Source organism: Bacillus sp. USDA818B3_A (assembly GCF_009928415.1).
Taxonomy (GTDB): domain Bacteria; phylum Bacillota; class Bacilli; order Bacillales; family Cytobacillaceae; genus Neobacillus.
The window spans coordinates 1-26698 of sequence record NZ_JAABNN010000018.1; the positions used below are offsets into that span (position 1 = coordinate 1).

Here is a 26698-nt window from a genome sequence, read left to right on the forward strand (position 1 = left end):
CGGCCAACCCTAATAAATTCAATGAAAATGGGACGATAAAAAAGGGAAACAAAGATCAATGGATACGTTCTAAGCGTTATTGGAAACTATTATTTGACTTAAAGGAAATCTGCCGAAAGATCGCTGCTGTTCGCAAAATCATGCATAACAAACTAGCGAATACCATCCTTAAAATGGGGAACAAAATCTTTTGCGAAAAGATGAATTACAAGGGATTTCAGAAAATGAAATTCGGCAAGAGGATTGGATATAAAGCTCCGAGTATGTTCTTAAGGGTCGTTAATACGAAATTATCTTATCAAGGAAAAGAAATTGAATATATCAATACCTGGACGGTAAAAGCCAGTCAATATTGCCATGTCTTAAATGATTATCAAAAGAAGAAGTTATCCCAACGGTTTCATGTCTTCCCAGACGGGACAAAAATACAGAGAGATTGTTATTCTGCTTGGTTAATTAAAAACGTAAATAAAGCAAAGGATCAAGTAAACAGTGAGAAATGTTTAACTGATTATTTATCGTTTCTAGAAAACTATAAAAAAACCGAAGAAACTCTTCGGTCATTAAATAAAAAGTTTATATCTAGTATCGGTTTTTAATATTGTATCATGCAAACCTTTGCCGTGTTGAATCCCACGGAAGAACAGGAAATCTACGACGTGAGTTTTAGACCTTTCTTGTTTGGCAGGTTAAAGTCGGATGCGAATACTAAACGGCGACTGGAAACCCCCTGGTTTCCGCCATGTCTAAGACTGTATTTCTTTTGCATGGAAAAGCTGTTCGTTCGCGAATGTTGCATGGAAAACTCATGAGTCTGAACGACAAGAACCATCTTCTTGTCTAGTAAGGAAAGGGAAAGTACATGCACCCTTCATTTAAAGAAGGTCTAATCTATTTAGAACCTCCCTATTTCAATAGGGAGAGGATTCAGAATTTGACTTTCTGTAACCGCAAAGCATTAAGAACAACGGATACTGAACTAAAGGCCATTGCTGCCCCTGCCAGCCAAGGTGCAAGGAGTCCGATAGCAGCTACAGGAATACCCAGAGTATTATAGGCAAGTGCCCAGAACAAATTCTGCTTAATATTACGAATCGTCTTCTTACTCATAAAGATGGCATCTGCAATACTATTTAAATCCCCGCGGATCAGTGTGATATCGGCTGCTTCCATGGCCACATCTGTGCCAGTTCCAATCGCCATTCCGATATCTGCAATAGCAAGGGCTGGAGCATCATTGATTCCATCACCAACCATGGCAACCTTCTTCCCTGCTGCCTGCAATTTCTTTATTTCATCGGCCTTTCCTTCAGGAAGAACTTCAGCAATAACCTTTTCAATACCAGCTTGTGCGGCTATAGCTCGTGCAGTCTGCTTATTATCACCAGTGATCATAATTACTTCTATTCCCATACTTTCAAGGCGGCTTATCGCTGATTTGGACGTCTCTTTAATCGTATCTGCTACAGCTGTCATCCCGGCGTATTGGGAGTCGATAGCGACGAGCATAGCTGTTTTACCAACCTTTTCTAACTCATCCATTTGACCATAAGCCTCTTCGGCAGCTACCTTGTACTTATTCATTAATTTCCGAGTTCCCACTAATAGCTCTTTGCCATCGACTGTTGCTTTAATACCGTAACCAGGGATTGCTTCGAACTCCGATACATCCTTTAAAGGAATTCCTTTATCCTTAATCCCTTGAACAATCGCTTGTGCCAGTGGATGTTCTGATTGTTTTTCAGCAGAGCCCACTAAAGATAAAAATTCATCTTCTAATTGAGGCTGGACTGAAATTACATCTGTTAACACTGGTGTTCCGTTTGTTACGGTTCCTGTTTTATCTAATACAACCGTAGAAATTTTATGGGTCATTTCCAAATGTTCGCCGCCCTTAAACAGGATGCCATATTCCGCCGCACGGCCAGAGCCGGCCATGATGGATGTTGGTGTTGCGAGCCCTAAGGCGCAAGGGCAGGCAATTACTAATACGGCAATCAATTTTTCAAGCGCTTCTGCAAAATCGCCAGGTGCCGCCCAAACATACCAAACGATAAAGGCTACTACTGCCAGAGCAACCACGATAGGTACGAACACTCCGGAAATCTTATCAGCTAGACGCTGAATGGGTGCTTTAGAACCCTGTGCTGCTTCCACTACTTTTATAATTTGGGCCAACGCCGTATCCCGGCCCACTTTTGTTGCCTGTATCAATAGAAACCCATTTTTATTAATCGTCGCTCCGATGACCTCATCACCAACAGTCTTATCAACCGGAACACTTTCACCTGTCAGCATCGATTCATCAATCGCAGAACGGCCCTCCAAGATCATTCCGTCAACTGGTATCTTATCACCAGGTTTAATATGAACAATATCCCCAACCATAACCTCTTCAATTGGGATTTCTTGTTCTGCTCCATCTCTTTCAACAATAGCTGTCTTCGCTTGAAGACCCATCAACTTTTTAATCGCTTCTGATGAGCGTCCCTTTGCCTTAGCTTCAAAAAGTTTTCCGAGGATAATTAACGTAATAAGAATGGAACTAGTCTCATAGTAAAGTTCTACAGAATGAGCCATGCTTCCGATTGACATCAGTGATAAATATAAACTGTAAAAATAAGCAGCTGATGTACCTAAAGCAACGAGGACATCCATATTTGCGCTTTTATTTTTTAATGCTTTATAGGCTCCAACATAGAACTGTCTGCCAATAAAAAATTGTACTGGTGTAGCTAAAGCTAATTGCACCCAGGGATTCATAAATATTTCCGGAACCCAAATAAAAGAAGTGAACGAAAAATGCCCCACCATGGCCCATAAAAGCGGGAAGGAAAGGATGGCCGCAAAGATAAACTTTCCTTTTTGTTTTTCAATTTCTTTTTGTCGATGGTCAGTGGTGTCTGTTGCCTCATCCCTTAGCTGCGCCCCATAGCCGAGGCTTTCCACTTTTTTGATAATTTCCCCAGACGTCAGGACCGCACCGTTGTACTCCACGGTCGCTTTTTCAAGTGCCAAATTAACGTTGGCTTTTACGACACCAGTTAACTTATTTAACCCTTTTTCGATTCGGGTGGCACAGGCTGCACAGGTCATACCGGTTATGTCAAATTCGTTTTTTTCATTGACGACATCGTAACCTAAATCTTTAATCTTTCTTTCAATGTCTTCCACATTTATTTTTTCCGCATCATATTTCACATGTGATCTTTCTAAAGCTAGGTTAACATGGGCTGTTTCCACGCCTTCTAACTTGTTAAGACCCTTTTCGATTCTTATCGCACAGGCTGCACAGGTCATACCTGAAATTTGCAAATTGGTATCTTTTACATTTTGACTCATGAAAAGCCAGCTCCTTATACCCCATAGAGGTATATTTTTCTGTGAAAAGAACGTGCTAGCTGCTAGCACGTCGTTTTCACTATTTATTTCACGTCGTATCCTTGGTCATCAATGGTTTCTTTAATCTCATCTAATGAAACCTCTTGGCTATTAAACTCAACATCGACCTTAGCTGATTTCAAATCGACTTTTACGGAGTTAACGCCGTTTAATGCGCCAACACTTCCTTCTACCGCTTTTACACAATGACCGCAAGACATTCCTTGAACATTTAAAGTTACCTTTTCCATTTTAAAACGCCTCTCTTTTATCCATTATTTTATTATTAGTATTTGATAAGGGATCACAATGTTCACAGAATGGTTCAGAGTCACAGGGTCGTGATGATTCATTACCATCCCTCCTTGATTTAAATTTACAATACCCCCCTACCCTATGTAAATAGGCATGATTGAAATTTTTTTATCTTTCCATTTAACTTTCACAATTTGTCCACAACTTCTTGTGATGTTTAAAAGAAAAACAAGGATTCAGCCCTTGTTTCTTTTGATTTTTTTATAAAGACCAATAGGTGATTGTATCAAAAATACCTAAAATCAGCATTAGTGCACCTGCAACCCTTTGCACAAACATACCAAACTTTCTCCCTCTTTTTATTACCACACCGCTTCCACCAAGAAACCAAATGATAAAAATAATTATTAGTAATGGGATTGCTGTTCCAATTGCGAATATGGGCGGAAGAATAAACCCGTAAGAGCTAGATAACACGACAGGCATCAATGTTACGAAAAATAAGATAAACATAGTAGGACAGAATGCGAGCGAAAAACTAAGACCTAACATAAACGAAGCAAATGGATTTTCATGCTTGTACTCTTTTGATAGGTTTAATAAATTAAAGGTTCCTTTTAATTTAATGAACCCCATCATAAATAAACCAACGAAGATTAATAAAGGCCCCATCATCTTTCTAAGCCATGGAAAAAACAACGGCAGATTTTGTTCAAACCCTTTTCCAAGCAGCCAAACCAAGATTCCTAATAAAGAAAAAGCTGCTATTTTACCAAGGATGAAATACGTTACATCCTTCCATGCTATTTTCTTTTGGATGGAACGATTTCCATATAGTGTCACGGCACTAATATTTCCTGTAAGCTGACAAGGTGCAAGTGCTCCTACCAGCCCCAAAATTAAGGCAAAGACAATCGGCCAGGATTCTAAGCTATTGGCGATAATAAAAAACGGCCTGCTTAATATCGAACTTATTTGACTTAATAAACTGTACATATGATCACCGCAGCATCTTATTTTAATAGAATTAGAGTACCACAAAAAATGCAGAAAGTATGGAGATAAGTACTTGTCCATAGTCTCTGGATACATTTTTTAAAAAGAAAAAGAAATGACGTGTGACACAAGTCATTTCTTGATTAATCGAGGTATTTACGATTAGATAGTTCAGTTTCCAATTGGTCTCTTAAGAGTTAAAGTTTTTTAGTGATTTGTTTCCAGGTGCAAACCATCCGATCAGAGCAATACTAACTAATATTCCATAGAAAATCAGAGTCCAAGTGGTACTATGGGGAAAATGATTTTCTATGACACCGATATCCTCATGGGCGAAAGTAATGACCGCAAGCTTGACACCGACCCAGGCAACAATAGCATAGGCTGTCGTCTCCAAAGCCGGACGTTTTTTAAGAAGCTGGACAAACCAAGTGGCTGCAAACTTAATCAAGACAAGACCTGCAATACCTCCTAATAGTACAACAATGAATTGCCCGCCATCCATCCCTCCGAAATCGCCAAGCGGTGAATCTTTAAGACCAAGGGCAAGAGCAACTGCAGCTAGAATGGAATCGACGGCAAAAGCCAGGTCCGCTAAGGCGATCTTCCCTACAGTAGGCCAGAATCCTTTTCCGGCAGATTCCTTTTCATCTTCCTTATGAATTCTTTCCTTTTCTTTTCCAATCCTCGCCTGGATGACATGCTTTAAGCCAAGGTAAAGAAGATAAGCCGCTCCTACCGCCTGTATCTGCCAGACATTCGCAATAAAAGAAATGACAAAAAGGGCAGCAAATCGAAAGATGAAAGCCATAATGATCCCGTAATTTATGGCTCTTTTTTTCTGATCTTCAGGCAAATGCTTAGCTATAACGGCCAGTACAAGCGCGTTGTCGGCCGATAATAATCCTTCTAATCCGATTAGTATTAATAAGGCCCATGCATACTCCAACCATAGTGCATCCATCCACTTCACTCCTTTGTTTGAAAATGGCACTAACGAAAGAATTTGTTATTAATTATTAGTTAATCGAAAAGCTTTCTTACCATTACTAGTTTATTCCCACTCTTTTCCATAAATCCGTTTTTTATTTTACAAAGGTCTTCGGAAAAAAATTCTAAATAAATAAAAGGAATTATTGTATTATGCTGCAAGAGGTTTTGGAATTTCCCTTGGTAAATTGCCTATTGATTTCAAATTGTACTTCAATTAACATCTAATTAGATAATCGTGAAAGTAGGTGTGATTAACATGCAATTAAACAAAATTGTTGAATTTCATAAAGCATTAGGAGATCTTACTCGGATTCGCATTATTGCCCTTCTCCAACAAGGTCCATTACACGGTCAAGCGATTGCCGAAAAACTCGGCTTGAAACCCCCAACGATTACCCATCATATGGCAAAGCTGCGTGAGGTCGGGCTTATTAAAGAAAAGCGGGATAAAAACACGATTTATTTTTCACTTAACAACAAAGTATTAGAATTCAGCGCAAAAGCCATTATGACGGTTGGCACGGGAGGAGCAGCTAGTATGGAAATGTCAGTAACAGCCGAAGAACGGTCTGCAATTATCAATAACTTCTTTACAAAGGATGGAAGGCTGAAGAATTTTCCTGCCCAGCGGAAGAAAAAACTTGTGGTGCTTGAGCATATGGCCAAGGGACTAAAGTTTGGCAGAGTGTATCAAGAAAAAGAAATCAATGAGTATCTAAAGCAATTCCATGAAGATTATGCCACCTTACGCCGCGAGCTGATTATGTGTCAGTATATGTATCGAGAAAATAATCAATATGAGCTTAATCCAGTTGAGTTATGGTGGTTAAGTTGATGGCGTCACCCGGCGCCTTTTTTTACAGCTTGCTAATTAGATAGAAATAAAACTAGTTTCGTAAAAAAGAAGGTGTTAGTCTTGGTAATAAGGAAAGAAACGCAATATCGAAAATTATTTCTAGCCGGTGTTGTCAATGGAATCGGGGACCGTTTTAGTTCTGTTGCTGTATTAACTATGCTGCTGCGGCTAACAGGATCAGGCCAAGCAGTGGGAATGACTCTAGCTATCCGGTTAATCCCATTTGTGTTTTTTGGACCCTTAGGGGGCTGGTTGGCAGATCGATTCTCAAGAAAGACAATATTAGTCACAACAGATTTAATTCGGGTCGTATTTGCCTTATCCTTTTTACTTGTTCACAGTAAAGAAGATCTTTGGATTATTTATCTTAATACATTTCTAATGGCCGCTGGCGAAGCGGTATATAGCCCAGCAAGAAAGTCGGCCATCCCACGTCTCGTCAAGAAAGAGAACCTCATAAAAGTAAATAGCTTGGAACAAGTATTGATAGGAATTGTATTAATAGGCGGTGCTTTTTCTGGAGGGATTGTGGCCTATATTTTTGGGCCCATGTAACATTTTGGTTTAATGCCGCTTCGTTTTTAGGAGCAGCAGCCATAATCTCAACCATCAAGTTCCCAGAAAAGGAACCGTTCAATTCGGAAAGAAAACCTGAAGAAGAGTCATTATTTATATTTATTAAACCTCACTTACTTATGATACGGTTCACCGAACAAAACAAAATAACATGGATAATTTTAAACACAAAGTATTCATATCTATATAGCATTTTCCCACAATCTTGTTGTGGATTATTTTTTTCCTCAAAATTGACTTCATTCAAAAAGCTTATTTTGGATAGCTAATGATAATTACATATCTCCTGCTTCAGTAAAATAAAATAAATTTATTGTAAAATTATTAAAATTTAGACAAAATTATTAATTTTCGTTCTATTAAGCTCCTATATTATGGAATCTAGGTGTTATGTCCAAGCTCACTTATTCCTTTTCCATATAGTAATAAAAAAAGGAGGTGAGAAAGTGAGCAAAAAAAAGGAAAGCTCTTCACGCAAGGATAAAGAGAAAGTGAGTAATAATGAGCAAAGCTCTTTACGTAAAGATATAGCAAAAATAGAATCGGCACACCAAGAGTGTATTGACCGTGCTTATCGTATTCCCATATTTTTAAGTACGACAACTCATTTAAATGACAACCAACAACGGTTTCTAAACCGTCTAATTTTAGAGATTGAAAATGCTTTGCTTTTTCCGCGTACATTACCTTTAAGCGAAAGTTATCCCGAATCCATTTTAACTGATATCCGTCGGTTAGTTTCATCAAGCTATGGAATGTTGGCTGTAAACCTTCGTCGTTTTAAAATTGAAACAGTTGATGTCAATGCAGGACCCCTTCCACCGTCCACTCCAGTCTGGGTTGGATCAGTTTATTCGCAAGTAGAACCTTCTATGGCTTTTCAATTTGGTCTACCCTTATTATTAGTAAGGGAAGAAGATACTGACGCAAATAATGGAATTTGGGCAGGCGGAATTGCCCCACTCAACCTCTTTATAGTTTGGCATTCTGAAACTCAAACTGTTGATCAATTCTTTAGCACTGCTGAATGGAGATCAGCCTTTGAAAATTGGAGTGCACAAGTAAGAAATGCTTTTTATATTCAGACAGAGCCTAAGTTCAAGTACAGATGTGAATGATAAACTGGTATTTTAGCATCAGGTCGAAAATATACAAAGCTTTGTTCACCTTATATATTTTCGACTTATTTACATAAAATCAAATATTTCCATTTGGTTACAAAAATAAAAAGATTTACTTCATTAAAAAACAGCCTTTAATGAAAGCTATTCACCAGGTTGAAAGAAGTGTCAAGAACAGTGAATAGTTCTTTAAAACTTTTACTTAAAGTAAATTTGTGCTTACTTATGATACGGTTCACCATAACGCATCAAAATGAGATTCATCTTATTAAGAACAAGTCTATGTAACTTTTATTTTTCCATTACGAAACAAATCGTGCGATGCTATATGTTCGCACGATTTGTCATTTGTTTTTTATGATCATTGAGGATTTCATCTGGTTACGATCAACCATCCTTTTATGACTACTTTTTCCCCGTATTTTCCTTCTATTCTGATTTTAGGCTCCATTTGTTTGATAGTCAGAGTTATTTGATCTCCCAAATAAACTGGTATAAATAGAGAGTTTGTTTAATAAAAGTAAGATTTTGACGTTGAAATGGATTTGTGACTTCAACTATCGCTCTATAGTTCTTATCCATATACATTCTTTGATGTTGGATACATTTCTGTTTTCGGTGAATAATAGGCTGTTGAAGCTCCAAAGGAGTTTCAAGCCATTTATAAGCCATCATTGGCATGGTTGGAGGAAGAGGAATCGTTTCGGAACCATCGTCTTTTTCCCCACCAGGACTCTGATAGATAGAAATTTGCTCACCAATTAATTGGACAAATGGTTGTACATCTTCTTGAGTAAAAATAATTTCATACTCCTTCGTTTTCATATTGCCACCTCGAATAGGACTGCTGAGCCGATCCCTCCACCGCTGCCTATTGCTGCTAGTACATATTTGACATTCTCTCGTCTTTGAACTTCGTAGAAAAGCCTCGTGATCAAGATACTTCCCGAAGCTCCATAAGGATGTCCTAACGTTAAAGCTCCTCCGCGAACATTTATTTTGTCACAAGGAATAGAAAGTTCCTTCATACAGGCGACTATCTTCGAAGAGAAAGCTTCGTTTATTTCAATTAAGTCAATATCCGCAATAGTTAACCGGTTTCTTTTTAATAAGGCTTGAATAGCCGGAATAGGGGCTGCCCCGGGATAATTGGGATGGACACCTGAGATTTCACTATCCAAAAATCGCAGGATAGGCCGGAAACCATTATTTAATGCTATACTTTCTTCCATGACAAGAACAGCTGAAGCTCCGTCATGAATACCGCAACTGTTCGCTGCTGTAACCGTACCGTTCCTTTTAAATATGGGCTTCGCTCTTTTTAATAGTACTTCCAGCTTTCTTTTCCTAAGTAGTTCTTCATCCTGATGGTAATCCCCAATCGGAATAATCTCCTGAGTAAAATACCCTTTTTCATACGCCTCCCAGCTACGCTTGTAACTTAATAGTGCATATTCATCCTGCATTTCTTTTGAAATAGCATATTTTTCTGCCACATATTCTGCGGCAACGCCCATATCGGGGTCGCCAATTTTTTCAGGAGAAAATTTCGCTCTTGATGGAAACGGAGAGGTGCTCGTGCTTTCTACACCACCAGCTATGTAACAACGACCAGCTCCACCTTGAATATAGTAACATGCCATTCGAATCGCTTCTAACCCTGCACTGCATTGACGGTCAATTGTAAGTCCCGTTACAGAGAGAGGTAATCCTGCTTCTAATGCAGCAAACCGGGCTACGTTTCCACCTGGTCCAACAACATTCCCCAAAATGATATCATCAATCTTTTCTTCTAATCCATTCGCTAAATGCTGGAGAAGAGGAACTGCAAGCTCATGTGGCTGAATATCCCGTAAAATCCCACTCATTTTTCCAATTGGTGTACGTTTTGCATGGACAATTACTGCTCTTTTAATCACTGGTCACCTTGCTTTCCATTTGTTTTATTAGCTCAGCACGAGCAATCTTTCCGCTCGTTGTATATGGCATTTCAGATAGAAAAAACCATTTGCGAGGAATTTTATAAGAAGACAAATACTTCTTACAAAGTCTTTTTAACTCTACTGGGCTGCCCTTTCCTTTCACTGCCGCAGCCACAACCTGACCCCAATACGAATCTGGCAGACCAATTACAGCAACTTCCTCGACATCCGGATGCAAGGAAATCACTTTCTCTATTTCTTCAGGAAAAATATTGATTCCTCCATATAAAATCATATTTTGCTCACGGCCTGTAATATATAAATAGCCCTCTTCGTCAAAATAGCCCATATCATGGACCGTAGCCCATCCCTCTTCATCCTGAATCGATTGAACGGTGCTTCCATCGTGATCCATGTATCCATTTATTATCAGTCCACTTCTTACATATATCTTTCCAATCTCATTAGGCTTTGCTAAGACCTGATCTTGCAGCCGTATTTGTACCTCTACGCCGTAACAAGGCTTCCCGACGGTTGCTGCCTTTTGCATACCATCTCGATCAGAAAGTACAGAAATGAAACTCAATTCACTGGCCCCATAAAACTCATACATGGTTATATTTGAAAATATATGATAGATTTTTAATTTCGTTCTTTCAGACCACTTTGCACCCGATGAAAGGAGTTTTATAGACCTACTGATTTGAATTCCTTGTTTCAGAAATGCTTCTACCATTGTTGGAACGACATACATCGTTGTAATGGGATAAGATTGTATCCATGAATGCCCTTCAATAGGAGAAAATTTGTCTAATAGATAAACGGTTCCCCCTAAATACAAAGTGCTAATAGCTCCATATAGAAAGTGAGAATGTATTAAGGCTCCAGGAATTAAAACATGATCATATTCATTTATTTCGAAATCGAAACGGTTACAATCAAAGCTCGCCATCCATGAATCCTGGGAACGAACAAATGCTTTTGGATTTCCGGTTGTGCCAGAAGTGAAGCCAATATAAAAAGGCAAATTTTCTTGAGAGTACCTAATTATGTTCACTTCAAACCGGGAAATTTCCCGTAAACTGTCATCCAAACTCATTACATTTGGAATAATATGTTTAATCTGATAGTGAATTTCTCTTGTTGTGACAATGATCGAAGGATTGAAAAGTTTTATTCTCTTTTCTAATTCAGTTGTTTTCCATTTCAAATCATAGGGAACCGCAATCCAACCAGCCTTGGATGCACCTGCAAAGAGTTGCAAGAAAGGGAGTCCATTAGGCAGAAGGATTCCTATTGTTTTGTTTTCTGAATGTAGTGAGTAAAGCCAATTTGCCGTTTGATTGACCAATTCACTCCATTTTTGATAATTGATTTGTTGATGATTAGTATGGATGGCTAATTTGTTGGGGAAAATTTTAGCGGAAGTTTCATATGATTCAGTTATATTGCCCATCATTATCACCTCTATAAAAAAAGACACATCAAGGTGTCTCTTTAGATTTAAATATTTTTAGTTACATTATTAGAGTAGCTAGCTGCTAGTGATCTTGAAAAAACGGGGTGCTTTCTTAGTCTGTAAACTAAAATCGAAGCTAGTACAGCTTTTAACACATCCCCAGGAAGGTATACTAAACTTACTTTTACAGCACTTAATACCGAAATGTGCATGATCAATGCTTGAACAGGGATACCAATTAAATAGATAAGCAGGATTCCAACTGTCAGATTAATAAATAAAACATGGTGTAGTTTTAAATTTTCTATACGTGATAATAGATATCCAATAACGAATGCTGTAATGGGCCAAGAAATTAAATAACCAACACTCGGTCCAACAAATACACTTAATCCGCCTCGACCTCCCGATAAAAGAGGTACTCCAACAGCAACTAGTAGTAAAAAGACAGTTTGGCTCATTGCTCCTAATCTTGCCCCTAATACTCCCCCTGCAAGAAGAACACCTAGTGTTTGCAATGTAATAGGTACGGGTGTAAACGAAAGAGTAATAGGCGGAGCGATACCTAGAGCACCCATGACCGCAGCAAACACCGCTACAAAGGTAATTTCTTTAAGTTTCATTTTTACATTCTCCTCAAAATAAATATGTAATTAATTTAATTATGATAATATTCAATTTCATATTAATTGTCAACCAAATATTAACTATGGTTGACAATTGCGTTTGTTTTGAAAAATAAATTAAATTTTGCTCATTTGTCAAAGAATACAAAAAGGGCTTGGCAGGCCAAACCCTTTTGTTCATATAAGCAAATCAGCACCTTCTACACTATGATGGAATGGAGCTGTATCTGTTTTCAGAAAAAACCTTATTTACTTATGATACGGTTCACCGTATCATAAATAGTTACATTACAATTGCAATTAATCCAAAACTATAATTATTGATGCCATTTCAATCCACAAAAATAACATTTACTTTCCTCTTCAAATCCCTCCTCAATCCCACTTGATAAAATAACAAAAACTCCTCCACCGGATGCTGAATATGAGAATCATTTTGGTTAAAGGTAATCCCACTAGCCTTCATAACACTTAATAGCTCCTTCATAGAAACAATTAAACTTCCATCCTTTTGGTGGGTATTAATCCATTTCAATATAAATCCACGCCAATTTGATGGCGGGCCATCAATAAATTGATCTCCCTTGATAGGATGTGTTAATAACTTCTCTTTAAATTTCTCTCTTTGATGTTTTACGTACTTGTCTTCAATTTGAGTAAGTGTTGAATTCGACTGACGCTGAACCACACCTTTTTCTCTTGATACGTAATTTCTTCCCGTTTTTTTATACCATTCCCATTGTTCGGGAGACATATCAATCGGCCGGCTTTTTGCTTCTTCTGCTCGTTGAGCCATTTCCTGCTCTATTTGTTTGTCATCTTTTGATTTTATTTCATTACCGAATTTAACACGTTCCTGTGCTTCTAATCTTAATATGTTTAAGACAGCGATTCTTTCCTCTTCTTCCTGCTCTATTTTTTCTAAGGCCTCTAGTTGAGCCCTTTCCTCAAGTTCTGCTTGTTCCTTCTTGTCTAGAGCAATATGGATAAATGCCATTCGTAGTTCTTCTTCATTATCATAATGCAGGAGAAAGTCGTCCTGCCTCTTATTAATGGTTAAGGCTCTTTCCAATGCGATTATCGGTTCTGATAGTCTAAGAAAGGTTACATTGCGGTTATGTCTTTGTGTTACGACAAATCTAATTATTTTACAAAAACGACTGTCAATATTGACGTAGGCAATACTTCTTGTATCTGCAGGAAATGGAAGGTCAATTACCTCAGATACAATATCCTGAAACTCTGAAGGCAGATCATCATTTAAAAACTGATCCCAAGCTTTATCTTCTTGACTCTTTCTTGTTACTAGCATCTCGGGCGAAAGCAGTGTCCCTTTGTTCGTTTCATGGTCAATTGCTATCCAGAAAGCATCTATAAAAGAAAAAGCTTTAAAACCTTCTCTATCATAGGCTTTTATCCGCTTTTCAATGTTTTGGGCATAACTGCCTTCTGCAATGGAGGTGTAATAATCAAGAGCCCATTGTTCCTTTGAATTTGGGAAACGTACAATAAAGTCCGGAATAAATGAAAGCTTCTTTTTATAAAAATATCCCCGTTCAATTACTGCCCCAAAGGGCTTTAGCTGCCCTTCCAGTATCTCCTTAAAAACTGTTAATCCAATGTCTTTCCTCTTTTTATCTTGGTGTAAAGCTACCTGTTTTTCATATATTTTAGTATTTTCAGAGTAAGAACATTCTTTTCCGTCAAAGTGTTTAAAATAAAAGGGTCTGCCCTCTTCCTTTGTTAAATTCATATTGACAGGTTCATCACAACATCGGCAGGAAAACGCTCTTTTCTTTGAGAGTACCCGATATTTATCATTAAGCTGTCTTCTAATGTCGTCTCTACTAATATTTTCCGATTCAAGCTCTAGTCTCTTTTCTTCTATATTTATGATATCCCCATGTAATAGTGCCTCTTCCAAAATCCTCACACCTTATCAAGAAAATTCCAGACAATACTTTTATTATAATATATCAATCTTATAATTGGGTCATTTTTCCTATTGAAGAGGCAAGTTACTCTAAGATCGGCATAGATTAAAGGCACATTGAATATAAATAAATTAAAAATTTAATCATGCACAAAATACGACAATGTTCGTTTAAGACATTATGTAGAATAGTAGTATAATTTACTACTATTTGAAAATATAGGAAGCTCATGACAAAAAATCAAATAGTTATGGGGCTTAAGATGTTCACAGCTGGATGATCAGGTATGGGGGGAGTTTTTATTGGAAAGCACAGTAAATGTTCAAGAAATTGAAAAACAACGCGTAAAACCAGCTAAGTGGTATGCAAACTGGATGTTTATTACAGCAGGTATTCTTCTTATTATCGCACTCATCATTGCAGTTGGCAGCTACTACCAAGCAAACCACTTCAATTCAGAAATTAGGATTAATGATACCAAAGTCGGTGGAATGACAGCTGATCAGGCACTTAAAAAATTAAAATCAACCGAATTTACAAATGTTGTCTATGTCGGAGATCAACAGATTTTAGATGGAACAGATACAAAGATGGGATTTACGGAAAAGGATCTGCCCGCTATCAAAAAATTATTAAAAAGTCAGTGGACTTTTTTACCTACTTCAAAAGCTAAAGATTATTCATTATTGCCCAGCAATCAAGATTTATATCGAAACCAGACGTTGAAAAAACAGGTGGAGGATAAGCTCTTAGCGTTGAATAAGAGTTTAAAAGCCCCTCAAGATGCGGTGGTTCGTTTGGAACAAGGCAAAATCGTTGTTTCCCCCAGCGTTAGTGGAGAGCAGTATGATGTCGCCACTTTATTGAAGGACTACGAAAAGCACGAATATATTAGTGACATCCGGCTAAATCCTGTATACATACAGCCAATAAAAGAAGACAGCGAGTTTGTAAAAAACCAACAGAAAAAGCTGGAAGAGTTTCTTGCTCAGACCGTCGATTATAAGGTGCAGGATAAAGTTTTTTCGTTAAAAGGGAGCGATGTAATTAAGAATGCATCTATCTCAAAAGATTTGCAGATTAAGATGGATGATTCGGGTGATATTAAGAAAAGAATAGCTGAAGTTAACAATTCCCAATCCACATTAAATAAGAATTTCACATTCAAGACCCATTCTGGTTCCGTGATAACTATTAAAGGTAAAGGCTATGGCTGGGCCATAGATGTCGATAAAGAAGTACCTCGTATTAAGGAAGCTTTTGAAAAGGGAGAAAAATCGGTTTCCGCCTCCAATATTTACGGAAATGGCTGGAATGGTGAAGGCTACGGATATGAAGCGATTTCAAACAATGGGATTGGAGATACGTATGCTGAGGTATCCATAGCAGAGCAGCGAATTTGGATTTACAAAAACGGGAAATTAATAGTCACAACGAATGTTGTTACTGGGACACATAGTACCAATCATGATACATCACCTGGAGTCTGGTATATTCTCTATAAGCAAACACCTGCCGTCCTAACGGGCAGAGAAAATGGAAAAATCACTTATCAGGTCGATGTTGATTATTGGGCTCCTTTTACAAATGATGGCCAAGGGTTCCACGATGCCAGCTGGCGAGGCAATTGGGGAAGTAAAGCTTATCTTACATCCGGATCGCATGGCTGCGTAAACACACCGCCAAGCATTATGAGAACTGTGTATAACAATCTCAGCACCCATGAGCCGGTTGTTGTTTATTAAAGGATAAACTAATAGAAATTGTTAGATAATCAAACTAATTTTATAATTTATAGTTTTCAACTTAAAAGGCGAAAAGTGCTAGTCACTTTTCGCCTTTTATCTGCCAATCACGAAATTTATCGATTGGGGATTAAAATATTTTTAATGCTATTTCCTTTTATACAAAGGCCTGTTTTAGTTGTTTTCTAGCCCGATATAGCCGCGTCTTGACCGTTGCTGACTTCAAACCGAGCAGGCGTGCGATTTCATTTTCCTTTAGACCATATTTCACTTTAAGGGTCAGCACCTCTTGGAATTCCTTTGATAAGCTTTTCATTGACCTGTCTACGTCCTCTTGAAAAAAACGTATGCCTGCCACTTCCTCGGTGTCCATCCCGTTTTTCTTATGACTCATCATAGGTTCCATTTGGACAGAGTCAACCGTCATCCATCTATTTCTTTTTTCTGATCGCAAAAAGTCAATCGCAGTCCTAGCTGTGATGATAGACAGCCAGGCACCCACTTTTTTCGTATCTTCGATTGTATCTATTTTTTTAAATGCCTTTATGAAAGTTTCCTGAACAATGTCCTCTGCCCAACGCCTGTCATGTGTGTACCTGAGGGCAATATAGAGCAGACGGTTTGCGTACTCAGAATAGACTTGGTTAAAATCAATCGTACTCAATTCTCCACCATCCTATTTGAAATGATCCTTAATGAAATCCGGGGCATGCTTTTCATCAAAAAACATGACTTCAAAATAATGGCCTGAACGGAAATAAAAGACAGCCGCGTATTCGTTGTCCGAGTTCGCGCTCGCGTTATTTAACATTTGATCAATCTGATCCTTATTGGTTACATCCAAGGCCTCTCTGTTTTCTTCTATGACACCTTTAATTTTTTCTATATCTACAGGATTTTCTGTGCCGCCTTTGGCTACAAGTACATGTGTAATATCATCTGAGCTTGGCATTGCATCTTTCAGCATTTCCTTTTGCTTAAGCCATTGGGTGAAATTTTGATAGTTTTGCTTAAACTCAAATCCAATAAAGCGGTCGTTCCCTAAATAGACTTCAATCGATGAACCCTTGAGGTAACGGCTTTCCTCATATGATTCTGCAAGTACATCTTTCCTTAATGCTGCAATCGCCTCTTTTATATCATTGGAATTAGACAGGGTCACTCCGTTGGAAACCGGTCCAGCTCCAATGGTCATGGATTCAATTTTATTTTCTGTTAATTTAAAAATCCCATCTGTGGATTGCTTATATTCCTTTGATTCATAGACGGGTTTGAATAAGTCCTCATACAAACGTTCATTTACACTATATTCCCTTGTCACTTTGCTTCCATTTTTCAATTCATATTGGATATAGAAATTCACAGATTGGTTGTCTTCCTTTTTCTGATTGATTTTTTTATCAGAAAGGAGCTGCTGGTGAATCTTGCGAACGGCCTCAATATTTGCCTTTTCCTTCATCGGCAATGGCGTATAGTATTCTCTATAAGTATCATCATTTGAATAAAAACCCAATTGATCAGAGAACAGAACGGTTTTAATTTGTGCTTGCTCAGGAACTTTATTTTCATAGATTCCTAGAATTTGAACGCCTATCCCAAGGATAGCGATGATAGCTAAATAAACAATTAAGCCTTTTATTTGTCCGAAAACCCGCCACGTTTTTCTTAGAATCATTTCAGCTCCTAAATAGCCAATCAAAGCGCCGATTACATAACCGAAGATGGTCCAGCTAAAGCTTTGATAGGAAACCTCTTGGAAATACGATCCACCAAGCAGCATCACACAGAATGTAACCCCATATTTAAAAACAGAACGTATTTTGGGAAAGGCAATCGCCTCTGAAGCTGCTTCGAGGTTTCTTTTTTTATAGAAAAATAGTGAAAGCCCGTAGAGTACAATCGTTAAGATCATGTAGACAATCCCATCATTCCATTGAAATTTCCTGCCATCGAGAACAGCTGCAAAGGTGATAGGTGACAATTTTTCAAGCTGTCGATTTAGAAAATAATCCCCTGGAAAACCATAGAGTACTATTTTTAAATTAAAAAATACCAACATCGTGATCCCGATTGGGAAGAAGAGAAAAACATAAGCTAGAACCGCCTGAACAATTGACATTCCTGTCATCATGGCAATAAACAAAGCGGCTGAGTATAACAGCAACGTGATTACCGCAGTCGACCCCGCCCAGTAGAAAATATCCTTTATACTATACAAATCACTGATGGCTAGATTGTTATGCATAAAAAGGATAATGAGTGTAATGACGGCAATAGGCAGGATTAAAAATATCATCCCGGTAAGCGCATATTGATGAAAAATCCGATCCCTTTTAAGAGGAATACTATGCATCAGGTCGGCTGCTTGTTTCACATGAAGAAAACGAAACAAGAATACCGCCAAGATGACAGGGACAATAACCATTAGCCCAATTTGAAAGGTAAAATTAACAAGAAACAGATTATTAGGTTGAGGATAATAACTTTTGGTTTCGTCAGAGACTATCATTAATAATTGAATCGGCAGAATAAATAGCATGGCTAGAAAGTAAACAATCGATACCCAGCCCGTACTCCGTCCAATTTGAAGCAGTAATTCTTTATTAAACAAAGACATTCTTGATGGCATAGCCGATATCCCCCATTTCATATATAAAGATTTCCTCAAGCGTAAGAGGCAGCAAATCGAAAATGACAGGGCTTGTTTGCAGGATTCGTCTCTCTAGTTCATCTTCATCTCCTCTGACAATGAAAAGGTACACGCTTCCCCGCTTTTCTGTATGAAGCGGATTAAGATTTAATAGCAGCTTTTCTGGAGGAGTACCATTTTTATAAGCAACCTGTATCTTATGGATATCAGCTTTCAGATCATCCAATTCTTTTTCGATTAAGAGTGTGCCTTTATGGATAATCCCGATATGATCACAAATATCTTCAATCTCACGAAGATTATGTGAGGAGATCAGAATGGTCATTTCTCTTTCGGCCACATCATGAATCAACAGGTTTTTCACCTTTTTCCTGACAACTGGATCAAGGCCATCCAATGGCTCATCTAAAATGAGGATCTCCGGATTGGAGGAAAGAGCGAGAATGAAAGCAATCTGTCTTTGCCATCCCTTTGAAAAGGTTTGGATTTTTTTATTCACATTCAACTCAAATAGCTCGGCCAAGCTTCGGAACCGTTCCTCCTCCCAAGTTGGGTAACAGCTTTTATAAAAACGGGCCATTTGCTTTGCAGTATATTGCGAGAAAAAGTAGGGTTGGTCTGGTATGTAAAAAACTTTTTGCTTTAGACTGATATTTTCAAATACACTTTCCTCATTAATTGTTACTTCTCCCTGATCCTGGCGGTAGATTCCAGCCAACAGTTTAATTAAAGTGGTTTTCCCTGCACCATTTGATCCAATCAGACCGTAAATGGAGCCTTTGTTAATGGATAAGTTGACTTTTTCCAGTGCAGTAAAACGGTCAAATTTTTTGCTGACACCTTTTATTTCAATCATTGCTTTCGCCTCCCCCTTTTGCCTTGTCTAGGTCCTGAATTAACTCGATGATGTCACTCGCCGGGATTCCCAGATACAAAGCTTCCAAGACTAGTTTTTCAAGTTCCTTTCGTACAGCCACTATTTTCTCTACATCCTTTATTTGATTGTTCGGATTGACGAAGCTGCCTTTCCCTTTAATGGAATAGATAAAGCCTTGGATTTCCAATTCACGATAAGCCTTTTGAATTGTATTTGGATTGACGGTGAGTTCTGTAGCTAATGTTCTTACTGATGGAAGCTGCTCATCCGGTCCTAATAATTCATTCATGATAAGTTCCTTCATTTTATCCACCAACTGTTCATATATCGGCTTTCGGCTCCTTATGTCTAACTCAAACATAACGGGTGCCTCCAATCTGTATTAAGTGTACTATTATTCATAATACAGTTTGTATTATATTCCAATACCTACCAAAAGGGAAGTGTTTTTTTTACATTTTATAAAACAATTTTTTGCAGGTATTTTTTAGATTTTTAACCTTCTTGTTCAGCCATTCACATAAATCCTATAAAAGTGAATACGTTAGTGAGTATCATTTGGGAGATATCGGTGTGGGTCTTTTTTATGGAGCGTTGGGGATTGGGTTATTATTAAGCAAAAACCATTTAGTGGTATTTGCGTTTCTGCTATTTTGGTGCCGCGTTTGATGCTTATAAAAAAAAGGATGCTGAGTTAATAAGAAACCAAACTTATTAACTCAGCATCCCTCCTTAGTATTCTATTTTCTTTTCGGAGCAAGTTCTACACCCTGGCGGATTGCCTCCATTAAGCTTTTTTCTTCAACAATTCCCTTACCGGCAATGTCAAATGCGGTTCCGTGGTCAACACTTGTTCGAATAATCGGTAAGCCGACTGTAATGTTTACACCGGCATCTAAGCCTAATACTTTGACTGGACCGTGTCCTTGATCATGGTACATAGCAACAACAATGTCAAAATCGCCGCGAACGGTTCGGAAAAATAAGGTATCTGCTGGTAATGGACCAACCACGTTAATTCCTTCTTCTTTTGCCTTATTGACACCAGGAATGACCTTCTCTTCTTCCTCACCGTAACCAAATAAGCCATTTTCACCTGCATGCGGGTTGATTCCACAAACGGCAATTCTTGGGTTTTCAGTTCCGGATTTAGTAAGTGTTTCATGAGCTAACTTGATTACACGGTAGACACGTTCTGGATTAATCATTTTAACAGCATCAATAATACCAACGTGTGTTGTCACATGAATAACCTTTAAGTTCGGTGCAGAAAGCATCATCGAAAATTCACTTGTATTGGTTAAATCAGCGAGAATTTCTGTATGTCCAGGATATCGATGTCCTCCTTTGTGCAAAGCTTCTTTGTTTAAAGGAGCCGTACAAATGGCATCGATTTTCTGATTGTTAGCTAAATCAATCGCTTTTGCTAAATATTCAAATGCTGCATGCCCTGCTTCAGCGGACACTTGTCCAACAGGTAAGTCTTCGCTAAGTAAATTAAGATCTAAACAATAGACGATTCCTCGTTTAAACGTAAGATCATTAATTTGATCATCCGTGATTGATTCAACTGTTAAATCACTATTAACAAATCCCTTTGCGCGATTCAGTATTTTGGTATCGCCAATGACAATTGGATTACATATATCATATATTTCTTGATTTTGAAGGCTTTTCAAAATGATTTCAGGACCTACACCTGCACCGTCCCCCATGGTAATTCCAATAATCGGTTTGATTTCAATCATTTCAAACATCCTCTCTTGTCATAAATTTTAACGTATTTAGTAATGAGTGTTCATTTCCAAAACCGCCGGCCTTTGTAACCGTCCAGTATCGTCGAGCGTTTGTTGCACTACCTAATTTCCCTAAAGGTAATCCCGCTTCTATTTCTGTATACAATTGCATTTGATTCATATTTAGGTGGTTACAGACCGCTTTGGCTGTGTCCCCGCCTGTTAGGATTAATCCATTAATGGTGGGCAATGAATGAACAATGGCTTTAGCAATAACGCCGAGTTCCATGGAAATAGCTTCGCTAATTTGTGTATTGCCTAGAGAAAGTTCCGTTCCAAGCTGTTTGGTTGCTTCTCTATTATCAACTGACGAATCCACGAATAGCACAAAATGCTTCTTGTGGGATTCCTTCGTAAACTCATCGATGATATCAGATAATCTATAGGTTTTTTTAATTAAATGAACAGGATCTAGTTCTACAAAATGAGTATCGGGCATCTTCTTTACCATCTCAAGCTGCTGTTTTGTAACCAATGATAGACTAGCAGATACCGTTAACGTTTTTTCGATTCCTAGTGCCTCTTGCTGATTTACTTCCGCTTTTTTTAATTGTAATGCACTCGGCAAATATTCAATTAACCCTGCAGATCCAGCCCAAACGGTTTTTTTATTAAACTGTCCAAATGTCTCTGCAATTATCTTTAAGTCTTCATCCGTTGATGCATCACAAATAAACCAAGTAGTGCCCTGCCCTGTATTTTCTACAATTTTATTTGTTAAATTCTCATTTGAGGAGTTTAATAATGATTGATCGATTAGACAAATTCGATCGTCTACATATTTTTTTAATAAGTTCGGAATAAAGCTTTCTTTCACCGGTGTTTTGGGATCCCGGCCAAATTCTGTTTCTGAGACACGTTCACCGTTCACATATTGATAGCCATTAATTGTTTGACGATTCATTTTTGGAAAAGCTGGAGCAAGAACAATAATTTCAGGTTGATAAACAGAAACAAGAGCCGCCAATTCAGCGGCCACATTTCCTCGTAATGTTGAGTCTATTTTTTTATATACTTGTTCATATCCTTGTTTTCGAAAAATAGAGCTTGCGTTATAAATCGTTTCATAAGCAACTTCTTCACTCATCGCACGACTATCGGTATCAATTATTGCAACATCCTCTGTTGATTGTAAAGAGGAATCTTTATAATCCAGGAACACGGTAGAGGAGATCCCAATCTTCGATAACTGCACACCTGCATCATTTGCCCCTGTTAGATCATCCGCAATAATGTAAAAACGTTGCATAATTTACGACTCCTTTACTACTACATTCTTTTTACATAAGTTAAACTGTTGCTTTTCGTTGCTCCACCCTCTTGGCATACCAGGTCGTAATCAACGGAGTGAAAATGGCAGTGACAATAACTGCTGCTGTAACTTGAAGTGTTGCTGTAGCAGCAATCTCACTATAGCCAGTATAAACGGCCGCAACGGCCATTGGTACAGCTGCAGCATTACCAGCAGTTGATGAAGCGGCAATACCTGCTACACCGTTTCCACCTGTGATGCGATCAATGATAAATAAGACTAAACCTGTAACTACAACAACTGCTACACCTAAGATAACACCAGAAATTCCAGCTTTCACAACATTGGTTAAGTTAATTCCAGCACCTATGGCTAAAGAAAACAGTGGAATAATAACGTCTTGTCCCTTGCTTAAGAATTCCCTCATTTTTTCATCAAGGTTTCCGAGAATCATTCCTAGTAATAAAGGAAGGATTGCAAACACGAACGCTAAGAGTGGGAAACTTGCTAATCCAGCAACACCAAGAATTAACATTGTAAAGAATGGACCAGATTCAAGAGACATAATGGAATAGGCAGCAACATCTTCTGCTTTCTTTCCTAACTGCCCCATAAGTGCCATATAAAGTCCACCGTTTGTATCTGAAAATGCAGCTATGATTGCTAAAGCAGATAACCCTAAGAATAAGTGGTTTTGATCTGGAAAAATGGCTTTAATAAGTAAGGCGATAAGAAATGTAGTACCAATTTTACCAGCCCATAAGCTTACCCCTTTTTTCAAGATGTAACCGGTTGCCTGGAATCGTATAGTTGAACCTAAACAAATATAAAATGCTGCTAGTAGAGCTGAAGTTCCTGTTAATAGTCCCCCTGTAAAAGAACTTTTAAATTCAGGTAATTCAAAGATCCCCGGTAAAAATGTACGAATTAACGCTCCAATAAGTAAGGGTATTAACATCATACCGCCTGGAACTTTATCAATTGCTGCTTTAATTCTCATCTCAACTTCATCCCCTTGTGTTGTATTTTTAAACAGTTAAAACTTTTGGAATCGATTACATTTTTTATTCTAATCCCAATCGACAAAAAATGCAACGATTTTATTTTAAAAAAAATGATATAAAATAAAGTCGTTGCATTTTTAAACAGCTATTAAATTATCCTTTTAACTTACGCCAAAGTGTTGAGCGATTAATATTTAAACGTTTTGCTGCTTTGGTTTGGTTATATTCCTCTTCTTCTAATACTTTTTCAATAATTTTCTTCTCAATATCTTCTAATGTCCCCATCAAAAAATCAGAAGAAATTCCTACATCAACTGGTCTTTTCTGATTCAACAGACTTTCTATTAATTCTTTTTCAATTACATAACCCTTTTCCGTGAGGACCGCATCTTTTAATAATGCTTTTAATTCCTCTACATTGCCTGGCCAATCATATTTCGCCAATAAAGCTAACCCTTCTTCTTTTATCTTAATGGCAGATGTCCCTAACGTTTGGTTAAAATGAAGAATAAACGATGTCACAAGTTCCCTTAAATCCTCTTTCCGTTCGGCCAAAGAAGGGATATAAATCCGACTGATATCATCACTATATACTTCCCATGAGGGCTGTGGTTCAATCATGCCCATAATAGTTGTTATTCCGATACCTTTTATAGACACAATTTTTCTCCAAAGCTCATCACTTAATCCTTCATCTAAAAAGTCAATAGAATGAATATAAATGGTTTTGATATCCTTATCTATCTTTTCAAGACTGATATCTAGTAAATCCAATGCTTTTATCGAAGCATATAAGCCGTTCCCATGTGTTTTATGGTAATGAATATACTGAGCAATCAATTCCTTTTCAGTACCCCTTTTTCCATTTAAGATAAAACCAGTGTGTGAAAGACATCGATCGATCATGGTTAGACATGCATTCATTGCTTCACTTTGATGAATAATTAGTGGGGGAGATAACACATTGACCTTCATATTTTCTTCTGATGAAGGATTAATTTTCAACTGAGAAAATTGACAAATATAATAGGAGGATTCTGTTGTCGATAATTTCGATTTGATTAGTTTTAATGTTTCTCCATTATTATCTTTGATATAGACGGTTTCCTTCCCGCTAGCATCATTCTGATTTGCATTCAATATCAATTGAATTTCTTTTATCGGTCTTGAAGGAAAAGTAGTCCATTGTTCATAGACAATATCCCCATTGGGGGAAAGAAGCATAAAGTCTTTTGCAGTCACATGTAATACAGCCTTTAATCGTTCGATTTCCAGCTTATTATTCAACATCCATCGGGCCACCATTTTCGCTTCCTTAAATGAATCAAAAATGGCTTCCCTTCCCGATTGAAGCAATATTCCTAAAAGCCCCAATCTTGAAGCTGTTTCAAACGTTACGACATCCCCTATGATGAGTTGATACCCCTCGAGTTTTAACCTTGATAGTAATGGCTCTGTTTCATTTTCATCATCAATCGTAAAAATATCTATCGGAATATCCAAAAGGTCTATAATCGCCTTTGCTCCGAGAGTAATAGTTGGGAATCCAACGATCGCCTTCTTCCTTGGAAGATCATTTGCAAGTGTGAAGACTCGAAGCATATCGTAACCAGATACATGGACATCGATAACCGGAATGCCGACGGCTTCACCAATCAACTTGGCAGTTCCACCACGACTGATTATGACATCAAATCCTTGTGCTTCCGCCTTTTTTGCTAAAACAACGCCTTCCTGAAGATTCCCAACTTTAATATGGATATCTATTTCGGTCTCTTCACGTCGACACTCTTCTATTAAATTCTCCATAGCGGCATACGGAGCCACAAACAACGCTTTAATCTTCATTCGTACCACACCTATATCCTTTAAATTCTAGTCTAGTCATAGCATAAGTCGAAGGGGATTGCAATGTACAAGGTATTTTTCATTCCATAAATAATGATATTGATGCATATTTTGGTTTGTTTTTCATGCAGTAGTTTATTATTAGGATGCAAGTTATTCTGCAAGGAAGAAGGACTATTTTATGCTATTTTATGTAATTGCACTCCTCGTTATTGTGATGGACCAGCTTTCTAAATATCTAATTCGCGCCTACATTGATATCAATGAAACATTTACATTGTGGGGAATACAACTCACACATATCGAAAATAGCGGGATGGCAGGAGGTTTATTTCAAGGCAATGCAAAGCTTTTCGGAGTTGTGGCTGTGTCGTTCGTGATAGGTGTTTTATATTTTCGTAGAACCGGAGAAATGAAGGGTGCTCTCATCGATTGTAGTTTTGGACTCCTAGTCGGAGGAGCAATTGGAAATGGTATCGATAGACTTTTGTTTGGGCAGGTGACAGATTTTATCATTCGATCTGGCGGAATTCTTAACTTGGCTGACCATGCTATCGAGATAGGGGTGTTCCTGCTTATTATTTATGGGGTCGTTAGATGGTTGAAAAATAAGCACTAGATCCGTTCGGTAGACACTGACCTCTATTGAATAAACTCCATATTCTCTTCTCTAAAATTTAGAGTTGTTAAAGGTACTCCTATCTCTAGTGAGCATTCAATATTAATATGGTTGAAAAGAGAGAATTTAGATTCCCTTAAATGGGTACAAGCGGATGTTCCAGTGGTAAAACTATTACTAGGGGAAAAATAAGGATTACATCATTAAACTCTTTGACCATGTAAGTCCTTGCAATGATTTGATATTCCAAAACATACACTTTTTAATTTGAGATTGTTACAGCGTTTATTTTTCTTACTTGTGGGTAGAAATAAATATATTTAATAATTTCAGGAAGTGACTTTTAATGGCTGATAACTTAACAAAAGAGCAAAGAACCAAAAATATGAAAGCAATAAAATCACAATCAGCACTTGAGAATCGAGTTACAAAAGCCCTTTGGAAGATGGGCTTTCGATTTCGAAAGAATGTCAACTTACTTGGGAAGCCTGATATAGCTTTAAAGAAGTATAAAATTGTCATCTTTATCGACTCGTGTTTTTGGCATTGCTGCCCTATTCACGGTAATATGCCAAAGTCGAATAAGGAATATTGGGAGAAAAAACTTGAAAGAAATAAAATCAGAGATTTGGAAGTAAATAAATTTTATAAAGAAAAAGGATGGAATATCCTAAGAGTATGGGAACACGAGTTAAAAGATAACTTTATACAATCAACGAACCTGATTGCAAATTTTATTCGTGAACACCAAAAGGACAAGTTTTCTAAACCGATATAATACTTTTAAC

General features: G+C 37.7%; 23 protein-coding genes and 1 pseudogene. 7 read left to right on the forward strand and 17 right to left on the reverse strand.

Annotated features, from left to right (window positions below):
* Positions 1-599: pseudogene (locus GXK58_RS20865) on the forward strand (RNA-guided endonuclease TnpB family protein); the annotation flags it as partial.
* Between the two features lie 328 nt (positions 600-927).
* On the opposite strand, the gene GXK58_RS20870 reads toward GXK58_RS20865, so the two are convergent.
* The 4 genes from GXK58_RS20870 to GXK58_RS20885 form a co-directional block, all read right to left on the reverse strand.
* Positions 928-3342, reverse strand: a complete 2415-nt coding sequence (locus GXK58_RS20870) for a heavy metal translocating P-type ATPase (protein WP_160725116.1) — start codon at positions 3340-3342, stop codon at positions 928-930.
* 83 nt (positions 3343-3425) lie between these two features.
* Positions 3426-3632 carry a copper chaperone CopZ gene (gene copZ / locus GXK58_RS20875; RefSeq protein ID WP_160725117.1) on the reverse strand — a complete coding sequence of 69 codons (207 nt, stop codon included), beginning with the start codon at positions 3630-3632 and terminating at the stop codon, positions 3426-3428.
* A gap of 265 nt (positions 3633-3897) precedes the next feature.
* Positions 3898-4632, reverse strand: coding sequence for an urease accessory protein UreH domain-containing protein (locus GXK58_RS20880; protein WP_160725118.1), 735 nt, complete (start codon positions 4630-4632; stop codon positions 3898-3900).
* A 190-nt stretch (positions 4633-4822) separates the two neighbouring features.
* A complete protein-coding gene (locus tag GXK58_RS20885; protein ID WP_160725119.1) occupies positions 4823-5596 on the reverse strand; it encodes a TerC family protein in 774 nt (257 codons plus the stop codon).
* A gap of 285 nt (positions 5597-5881) precedes the next feature.
* On the opposite strand from GXK58_RS20885, the gene GXK58_RS20890 reads away from it, so the two are divergent.
* From GXK58_RS20890 to GXK58_RS20900, 3 genes are all read left to right on the forward strand, one after another.
* A complete protein-coding gene (locus GXK58_RS20890; RefSeq protein ID WP_160725120.1) occupies positions 5882-6460 on the forward strand; it encodes a DUF2087 domain-containing protein in 579 nt (192 codons plus the stop codon).
* Positions 6461-6541: 81 nt separating this feature from the next.
* Positions 6542-7036, forward strand: a complete 495-nt coding sequence (locus GXK58_RS27365; protein ID WP_237389732.1) for an MFS transporter — start codon at positions 6542-6544, stop codon at positions 7034-7036.
* A 512-nt stretch (positions 7037-7548) separates the two neighbouring features.
* Positions 7549-8175: a hypothetical protein gene (locus GXK58_RS20900; RefSeq protein WP_098932598.1), complete on the forward strand. Its 627-nt coding sequence runs from the start codon at positions 7549-7551 to the stop codon at positions 8173-8175.
* A 471-nt stretch (positions 8176-8646) separates the two neighbouring features.
* On the opposite strand, the gene GXK58_RS20905 is transcribed toward GXK58_RS20900, so the two are convergent.
* The 5 genes from GXK58_RS20905 to GXK58_RS20925 form a co-directional block, all read right to left on the reverse strand.
* Positions 8647-9003: a MaoC family dehydratase N-terminal domain-containing protein gene (locus GXK58_RS20905; protein WP_160725121.1), complete on the reverse strand. Its 357-nt coding sequence runs from the start codon at positions 9001-9003 to the stop codon at positions 8647-8649.
* Positions 9000-10094, reverse strand: a complete 1095-nt coding sequence (locus GXK58_RS20910) for an acetyl-CoA C-acyltransferase (protein ID WP_160725197.1) — start codon at positions 10092-10094, stop codon at positions 9000-9002. The genes GXK58_RS20905 and GXK58_RS20910 overlap by 4 nt, the downstream gene beginning before the upstream one ends.
* Complete coding sequence (locus GXK58_RS20915) at positions 10090-11559, reverse strand: AMP-binding protein (RefSeq protein ID WP_237389734.1); 1470 nt, start codon at positions 11557-11559, stop codon at positions 10090-10092. The genes GXK58_RS20910 and GXK58_RS20915 overlap by 5 nt, the downstream gene beginning before the upstream one ends.
* A gap of 44 nt (positions 11560-11603) precedes the next feature.
* Complete coding sequence (locus GXK58_RS20920; RefSeq protein ID WP_160725122.1) at positions 11604-12182, reverse strand: biotin transporter BioY; 579 nt, start codon at positions 12180-12182, stop codon at positions 11604-11606.
* Between the two features lie 334 nt (positions 12183-12516).
* On the reverse strand, positions 12517-14109 hold the full coding sequence (locus tag GXK58_RS20925) for a DUF7830 domain-containing protein (RefSeq protein WP_160725123.1): 1593 nt from the start codon (positions 14107-14109) through the stop codon (positions 12517-12519).
* Between the two features lie 312 nt (positions 14110-14421).
* Between GXK58_RS20925 and GXK58_RS20930 the strand changes: the two genes are divergently transcribed.
* Positions 14422-15864 (forward strand): L,D-transpeptidase family protein, encoded by a 1443-nt coding sequence (locus GXK58_RS20930; protein WP_160725124.1) that lies wholly within the window; start codon positions 14422-14424, stop codon positions 15862-15864.
* 157 nt (positions 15865-16021) lie between these two features.
* Here GXK58_RS20930 and GXK58_RS20935 read toward each other — a convergent pair whose 3' ends face one another.
* The 8 genes from GXK58_RS20935 to GXK58_RS20970 form a co-directional block, all read right to left on the reverse strand.
* The gene (locus GXK58_RS20935; protein ID WP_160725125.1) at positions 16022-16528 is read right to left on the reverse strand and encodes an RNA polymerase sigma factor; all 507 of its coding nucleotides are present in this window, start codon (positions 16526-16528) and stop codon (positions 16022-16024) included.
* Positions 16529-16540: 12 nt separating this feature from the next.
* Positions 16541-18493: a DUF6449 domain-containing protein gene (locus GXK58_RS20940; protein ID WP_160725126.1), complete on the reverse strand. Its 1953-nt coding sequence runs from the start codon at positions 18491-18493 to the stop codon at positions 16541-16543.
* Positions 18468-19370: an ABC transporter ATP-binding protein gene (locus GXK58_RS20945; protein ID WP_160725127.1), complete on the reverse strand. Its 903-nt coding sequence runs from the start codon at positions 19368-19370 to the stop codon at positions 18468-18470. The genes GXK58_RS20940 and GXK58_RS20945 overlap by 26 nt, the downstream gene beginning before the upstream one ends.
* Entirely contained in the window at positions 19363-19752 is a 390-nt protein-coding gene (locus GXK58_RS20950) for a GntR family transcriptional regulator (RefSeq protein WP_160725128.1), read from the reverse strand. The genes GXK58_RS20945 and GXK58_RS20950 overlap by 8 nt, the downstream gene beginning before the upstream one ends.
* Before the next feature lie 379 nt (positions 19753-20131).
* Positions 20132-21139, reverse strand: coding sequence for a 4-hydroxythreonine-4-phosphate dehydrogenase PdxA (pdxA, locus tag GXK58_RS20955; RefSeq protein WP_160725129.1), 1008 nt, complete (start codon positions 21137-21139; stop codon positions 20132-20134).
* A gap of 1 nt (position 21140) precedes the next feature.
* Complete coding sequence (locus GXK58_RS20960; RefSeq protein WP_237389735.1) at positions 21141-22436, reverse strand: four-carbon acid sugar kinase family protein; 1296 nt, start codon at positions 22434-22436, stop codon at positions 21141-21143.
* Between the two features lie 40 nt (positions 22437-22476).
* Positions 22477-23439 (reverse strand): 2-keto-3-deoxygluconate permease, encoded by a 963-nt coding sequence (locus GXK58_RS20965; protein ID WP_160725130.1) that lies wholly within the window; start codon positions 23437-23439, stop codon positions 22477-22479.
* Between the two features lie 157 nt (positions 23440-23596).
* Positions 23597-25291, reverse strand: coding sequence for a sigma-54-dependent Fis family transcriptional regulator (locus tag GXK58_RS20970; RefSeq protein WP_160725131.1), 1695 nt, complete (start codon positions 25289-25291; stop codon positions 23597-23599).
* Between the two features lie 181 nt (positions 25292-25472).
* Here GXK58_RS20970 and lspA point away from each other — a divergent pair, with 181 nt between their 5' ends.
* Entirely contained in the window at positions 25473-25910 is a 438-nt protein-coding gene (lspA, locus tag GXK58_RS20975; protein WP_160725132.1) for a signal peptidase II, read from the forward strand.
* Between the two features lie 346 nt (positions 25911-26256).
* Positions 26257-26688 (forward strand): very short patch repair endonuclease, encoded by a 432-nt coding sequence (locus GXK58_RS20980; RefSeq protein ID WP_160725133.1) that lies wholly within the window; start codon positions 26257-26259, stop codon positions 26686-26688.
* Positions 26689-26698: the final 10 nt, after the last annotated feature.